Origin of the sequence: Xenorhabdus santafensis, assembly GCF_033949405.1 — a bacterium.
Lineage (GTDB): Bacteria > Pseudomonadota > Gammaproteobacteria > Enterobacterales > Enterobacteriaceae > Xenorhabdus > Xenorhabdus santafensis.
The window spans coordinates 1-7,714 of sequence record NZ_VCDN01000108.1; the positions used below are offsets into that span (position 1 = coordinate 1).

Consider the following 7,714-nt stretch of genomic DNA (forward strand, 5'->3'; position numbering starts at 1 on the left):
GGTGGGCGAAACAGAAACCGCCCTGGCGCAAATCTGGCAGGCATTATTGGGGCTGGAGCGTGTCGGCCGCCATGACCATTTCTTTGAGCTCGGCGGGCACTCGCTGCTGGCAATCCAACTGGTGGCCCGCATACGCCAAGTGCTGGCAAGGGAGTTACCGTTACAAACGCTCTTTGCTCAACCGGTGCTGATGGCGCTGGCCCGCACGCTGACAGACACAGCTGAGACAACTCAGGCAGTTATCCCTGTGGCTGATCGCGATCAGCTCCTGCCCCTGTCCTTCGCCCAGCAACGCCTGTGGTTCCTTGCCCAGCTTTCTCCCGCCGCCAGTCTGGCCTATCATCTTTCCGCTGCATTGCGCCTCACGGGTTCACTCAACCGCCAAGCATTGTCTGCCGCATTTGATAGGCTGGTTGCCCGCCATGAAAGCCTGCGCACCCGTTTTATTTCCATAGAAGGACAACCTTGCCAGTATATCGATCCTGCTGACATCGGCTTTACTCTGTCCTGCCACGATTTGCGCCCGTTGGATCCCACTTTGCACAACCACCATATTGTCGAGCTCCTTGAACAGGAAACCCGAACTCCCTTTGATTTTATTCAAGGGCCGCTTATGCGCGGTCAACTGTTGCAACTGGCAGATAAAGAACATGTGTTGCTGCTTACCCTGCATCACATTATTACTGACGGCTGGTCTCTCGGTGTGTTGGTGCGCGAGCTGGGGGAATTCTACCGCGCGGCACTTGATGGTCATGATACTCCTTTGCCACCGCTGCCCATCCAATATGCGGATTATGCAGTCTGGCAATACGGGCAGTTATCAGGCATTCCACCACAAGATGCGCACTCACAACGCGCACCATTACAGCAAACACGCCTCGCTGAACAGCGTGATTTCTGGCGAGCCCAACTTGCGGATGCTCCGGCGTTGCTGACTCTGCCGACGGATCGCCCGCGCCCTACGGTACAGACTTATGCCGGTGATCAGGTTTCTTTCCACCTTGATGCCACACTCCTGAAATCACTTAAGGCGCTCGGGCAACGCCATAACTGCACCTTATTTATGACAGTTTTGACCGCGTGGAGTATCGTACTGGCCCGCCTCAGTGGTCAGGATGATATTGTCATCGGCACGCCGGTCGCTAACCGACCACACCATGAACTGGAAGGATTGATCGGTTTCTTCGTCAATACCTTGGCCTTGCGCGTTACTCCGCATGATGGCATCAGTGTGGCCGATTTGCTGACACAAGTCCGGAAACGGGCGCTCGCCGCCTATGACCATCAGGATTTGCCTTTCGAACAGGTGGTGGAAACGCTGCAACCTGAGCGCAATCTCAGCTACAGCCCTATTTTCCAAGTGATGCTGGCACTGAACAACACTCCGGCTCAAGAGTTGGCATTACCCGACTTGCAGTTCACTCCCTTTGAACAGACACAGCATACCGCTCATTTCGACTTAACCTTATCACTGGCCGAAACTGAGGCAGGTTTAGCCGGTTCCATGGCTTACGCCGTTGATTTATTTTCTCCTGCAACCGTTGAGCGTATGGTGGATTATTTAATCAACATACTCACGGCAATGGCAGCCAATGAGAACCAAAACATTGCCACTCTACCAATGTTGCCGGACTCAGAGCGGCAGCAACTTTTGGTGGATTTCAATGCCACTCAGGCGGATTTCCCGCAAGATGCCCTGACTCACCAGCTTTTTGAAGATCGGGCGAGACAATATCCCGATGCTACAGCTATCGTCGCTGGCAACCAGACAATGACTTACGGTGAGCTGAATCAGCGTGCGAACCGTCTGGCGCATTATCTGATTGCGTTGGGCGTAAAACCCGATGATCGTGTGGCGATTTGTATTGAACGCAGTCTGGATACCGTGGTGGGGATACTCGCCATTCTCAAAGCCGGTGGGGCTTATGTGCCACTCGACCCGACCTATCCGACCGAACGGCTGGTCTATATGCTCGAAGATGCCGCCCCGCAAGCATTGGTCACTCAAGCCGAATTGCTCGACAAACTTCACCGCGCCATTCCGCTCCTCAGTATCATACCTGCGGTCGTGCTTGATGACCGCAATGCGCTATTGAAGGCACAACCGACCCACAATCCAGATCCACAAGCGTTGGGGCTGACATCACGCCATCTGGCCTATGTGATTTATACCTCAGGTTCGACCGGAAAACCCAAAGGTGTCATGGTTGAACACCGCAATATCAACCGATTGATTATCAATAATGCTTATGCGGATATTGGTACAGACGACTGCGTTGCCCATTGTGCCAACATTGCGTTTGACGCATCAACGTGGGAAATCTGGTCTGCCCTGCTCAATGGCGGGCGCCTGCACATCGTTCCACAATCCGTCTTGCTTGACCCGGTACAATTCCGCGATTCGCTTCTCCAAGGACAAGTCACGGCCCTTTGGCTAACGGTCGGGCTGTTCAACGAATATCTCGATACTCTCCGGCCACTGTTCGGACAATTGCGCTATCTGCTTGTCGGCGGTGATGTCCTCGACCCCCGTAAAATCCAACAGGTGCTGTCAGCGGATACCAAACCACAACATCTAATCAATGGATATGGCCCAACGGAAACCACAACGTTTGCCGCGACTTATTTGATTACGCCTCCGGTTGATGTTTCTCGTTCCATTCCCATCGGCCACCCGATTGCCAATACCCGGATTTATATTCTGGACTCGCATGGTCAACCGCTCCCCCTTGGCGTTGCCGGTGAAATTCATATCGCGGGCAGCGGAGTGGCACGAGGCTACCTGAATCAACCTGAATTGACCGCAGAGCGCTTTATTGCTGATCCTTTCTCTCCCGAACCGGAAGCCCGCATGTACAAAACCGGTGATCTCGGCCGCTGGCTGCCTGATGGCAATATCGAATATCTGGGCCGCAATGATTTTCAAGTGAAAATACGCGGTTTCCGCATCGAACTGGGGGAAATTGAGGCAAAACTTGAGCAGTGCAAAGGCGTACGCGAAGCGATAGTATTAGTTCGTGAAGAGAGTCAAAAACGGTTGGTTGCGTACTTGCTGCCCCAAAAAGGGGTTGAACTTGTGCCCGCCGAACTGCGTCAACAGCTTGTCCAGGAACTTGCGGAGTACATGCTGCCCAGCGCTTTTGTAACATTAGACGCATTTCCCCTGACGCCCAATGGCAAACTCGATCGTCAGGCACTCCCCGCGCCGGATGCCTCGTCTATGGTGGCACACGGCTATGCTGCGCCGCGCGGTGAAATAGAAATCACTCTGGCCCAAATTTGGCAAGATTTATTGGGATTGGAACAAATCGGCCGCCATGACCATTTCTTTGAACTCGGTGGTCACTCACTACTCGCCATACAGCTCTTGAACCGTATGCGCGAGCAAAATATGGAGATTTCGCTGACGACCTTGTTTACATACCCAACATTGTCTGATTTGGCTTTAACTTTCGATAAAGGACTTACCATGTCAGTATCCCCGTTTGATGCAAACCCTGTGCCGCTCAGCCCAGCAGGCTCTTTGTTGCCGCTGTTCCTGGTGCACGAAACGTCCGGCGACCCACTGGTCTATTCACCACTGGCTGCCCTTCTGCCGCCGGAGCTTCCGGTCTATGCATTGCAGGCCCTTGGTATTCATACGCTCGATAACCCGCCGACCTCCATTGAGGCACTGGCCGCCTGTCATATTCTGGCCATGCGCCGAGTTCAGCCACAAGGGCCTTACCGATTGGCAGGATGGTCGATTGGTGGCTTGATAGCCTATGAAATCGCTCAACAGCTCATAAGCCAGGGGGACGTTGTCGAATTCCTCGGTATGATCGATTCGTACCATCATTTCAATACAGACAACAATGCCTCAATAAATACCGGGCAACCTGCAAGTGCAGGGGCGGAAGCAAAACAAATTGAGTACGTCATTGACTCTTTGCGCACCCAAGCGAACATAAACGAACAGGATTTGAAAAAACTTCACCAATTCAGCGAATTGGGGCCGGTTCTTGATTTCTGCATTGAACAGCAGTGGCTGCCCGCCAACATCACAAGCGGGGATATTCTTCTTCGGTTGCATACCGCGGAAATGGTTACCCGGCTTGGCCAAGAGTATCAGGCAGCAAAATCAAACCTGGCGATTCACCTGTACACCGCGGATGAACTGGCCAGCGATGACAACTGGCGTGGCTGGCAGGATATCGCCGGCAGCTATTCTGCGCTCCACCCCATCGGCGGAACGCATTTCTCCATCATGCAGCCACCGTTACTGAACCAGATAGTCGACTCAATCACCGAGCATTTGCAGGCGGTTCCGCCGTTTGACCCGCGCGTTATCATCCAATTGGGTTCTCAATCTGTGTCGCCGCTGTTTTGCATGCCCGGCGCAGGTGCCAGCCCTTCGAGTTTACTTGAGCTGGCGATGTCATTCCCGCAACAACTTCCGGTATATGCATTACAGGCTCGGGGATTCACGGCCGAGCACAGTTTCCCCTATGCCAGCGTTGAAGGTATCGCCCGTGCTTATATTCAGACTATCCGCCAAATCCAGCCCCACGGCCCTTATCACCTGCTGGGGCACTCTTTTGGTGGTTGGATAGCCTTTGAAATGGCTTTGCAGCTACAAGCTGAAGGGGAAGTAGTCTCTGATTTGATCCTGATCGATACCGATGAACCAGAACAATCAGGCCATGCCCTTGAATTACCCGGCAAAACCAAATTGCTCAATAGAATTGACACAATCATGGAGCTCATTGATATCTACAATATGATATTGGATACCCCCCTGCCACTTATCCGGCAACAGTTTGAAAAATTGGATACTGATGAACAGACCCAACTTCTGCACAACAGCTTGGTGCAAGCCGGTCTTTTCCCTGCCAAAACGCCAATATCCATGCTGCAAGGAATTATCCGCGTCATGCAGGCCAATTTGAACACCCGCTATATCCCCCGCTCCCGCTATGAAGGTGTTGTCCATGTGATCAGCGCAGAAGAGGGAGACAAGGACGAACGGGAAAACCGTGAAACCCAGTGGAGTAACCACATTGGAAAACTAAACACAATGCTTGCACGCGGCAACCACATGACCATGCTATCCTCCCCACAAATCGAGCATTGGATCATGGAACTCTGGCAAAAGATGGATTATATCAACAACCCGAATTCTGCATTCTGGTTTGAAAAAGCAAAACCCCAAAGTTTTATGTAGGCAATGATGGTTTTATGCGAGGGAGATAAATAGCCTGTAGCGATATACTTTGTGGATTTTGAGTTGCGTCAAGGGGGCAAGGGAATGCTTCCCCGACGAGAGCATGGATAACCAGACATAAACACATGAACGATATTATTTGTGACCCTACGAGGCAAACTATGCTGTATTCTCTTGACAGCCTGAATTGCGGTGACATGGATAAAGCAACGCTTCATCCCTCCGGCCGGGATCCTCAGGAATGGCAAGCATTACTTGAACAATTTCTCTCCCACGGCAGCGAAGAAGGGCTTCTTGAGCTGGAAACAAACATCACAAGTGACCCTGTAACATATTGTTGCCACGGATTAAACAAGCCAGTGAAAGAACTGGCGGAACTGGAAGCGAATTTTTCATCGGTCATTATTCCCGAGCTTCCGGTCAATAGCAGTGCCTATGCCCGGCATTTGAGTGAAGACATTCTCAATCAGGTTGTCCCTGTGTCATCCCCCACTTTTGTTGGTCACATGACTTCTGCTCTTCCCCAACATTTACCGGCAATGGGCAAGATATTAACTGCCCTGAACCAAAACGTGGTTAAGCTGGAAACCTCCCATATCCTGACTGCCCTGGAACGCCAAGTATTGGGCATGATGCACAAGTTGGTCTATAACTGCGACGAAACCTTCTATAACCAGTGGCTCCACAATGGTGATTATGCACTGGCGACCTTCTGTTCTGGTGGTACGTTGGCTAACTTGACAGCGATGTGGGCATGCCGGAACCAACTTCTGCCGGCCGACGGAGATTTTGCCGGCCTTGCCCGCGAAGGACTCGCCAGAGGTCTTATCCATTATGGTTACAGCGGCTTGGCTATTCTGGTTTCGGAATTAGGACACTATTCGCTGAAAAAAACGGTGGATGTACTCGGTCTGGGGCAAGACTCCCTAATCAAGATTGAAACTGACCGAAATGGACGGATTTGCACCAGCGCCCTGCTGGCTAAGTTACAGGAATTGCGCCAACGCAATATCAGACCGATGGCAATTGTCGGCATCGCGGGTACAACAGAAACCGGTTCAATTGACCCGCTCAATGCGCTGGCGGATATCGCTGAACAAGAACAGTGCCATTTTCATATTGATGCAGCTTGGGGCGGAGCCAGTTTATTGTCAGAACGCCACCGGCATTTATTCGCAGGTATAGAGCGTGCTGATAGCGTCACGATTGATGCTCATAAACAAATGTATGTACCAATGGGAACCGGCATGGTGCTGTTTCGCCAACCCAGTCTGGCCAGCGCCATTTCACAGCATGCCAATTATATCGTGCGCAAGGGTTCGAAAGATTTGGGACGCCATACGCTGGAAGGTTCACGTTGTGCGATGTCCCTCATGCTGCACAGTAACTTTCACCTGCTGGGCCGGCGGGGATTTGCCCAACTAATAGATGCAAGTATCGAAAAGGCCCAGCAATTTGCAGTACTTATTCGTCAACAAGAAGATTTTGAGTTAATCAGCGAGCCAGAACTTTGTTTACTGACTTATCGCTATGTGCCACCGAAAGTGTTGCAAGCCTTGCATGTTGCATCAGAACCCGACAGGCAGAAGTTATACGACGAACTTAATGCGCTAAACCAGCACATCCAGACAATGCAGTGGAGTGCCGGGCAATCTTTTGTTTCACGCACTACCCTCCAACCCACGCAATGGGACAGACAACCGACAACAGTTTTACGTGTTGTGCTCGCCAATCCACTGACAACGATGGAAATACTGGAGGAAATGCTTAAAGAACAGCGCCAACTGGCACAGAAAAGCCCACATTGGCACACACTACAGGCATTGGCTCATTGAGTGCATAAGCTCATATCCCGATGAAAAAACTCAGCCCTGACTTAAGATTTTATCAATGCTTAAATTGATTAAAATCATTAAATGGACTGAGTTATTCATTCATTTTTAGATAATCGTTTCGTGGTTCAAAGAATTAAACTTCCCTCATGATTTTATTATGGTTAAACATGATTTAAATTCACCTCTTGAGCAAAACAAACATAATAAGCCAGATTGCCATTCCCTGTGCTGTTAAAGGTGTTTGAATTTTATTATTTATTGAACCACATCCGTTGAATAACATCCTTTAATTAATGTTCCCCTACGGCCTTTATCTCATTGAATCTCATTAAGACTCTGATTGAACTTAAAACCTCCGATAAATTAGACATCTCTTATTAATTAACATTAATTAAAGCATTAATATAAGCATAATTAAATTAAAGAAAAACATTAATGAATAATTTGGCTATATATTTATATCTATTCTTTTAAAAAAAACAATTGCCTTGACAATGACTAACCGCTAACGTTATTAATTCATAACCTGATAAAAAATCTCAAATACTCGGCATATATATTCAATATATACGCAATGAATTTCAAGTTGCATCGCGGCAGCAAGGGAATTCATCCCCAGGAGCATAGATAACCGTATGTTTATAAAAACGGTGACTGGGGTGAATGAGTGCAGCCA

The 7,714-nt window shown here is 49.9% G+C and carries 2 protein-coding genes; both read left to right on the top strand.

The window, feature by feature from the left end; genetic code table 11:
- A partial coding sequence (locus tag FE392_RS18300; protein ID WP_319931599.1) for a non-ribosomal peptide synthetase occupies positions 1–5,203 on the top strand: 5,203 nt, incomplete at its 5' end.
- Positions 5,204–5,364: 161 nt separating this feature from the next.
- Positions 5,365–7,038, top strand: coding sequence for a pyridoxal-dependent aspartate 1-decarboxylase PanP (panP, locus tag FE392_RS18305; protein WP_319931600.1), 1,674 nt, complete (start codon positions 5,365–5,367; stop codon positions 7,036–7,038).
- Positions 7,039–7,714: the final 676 nt, after the last annotated feature.

Coding starts and splice junctions, on each gene's coding strand:
- panP (WP_319931600.1), top strand. CDS start 5,365: ATGCTGTATTCTCTTGACAGCCTGAATTGCGGTGACATGGATAAAGCA.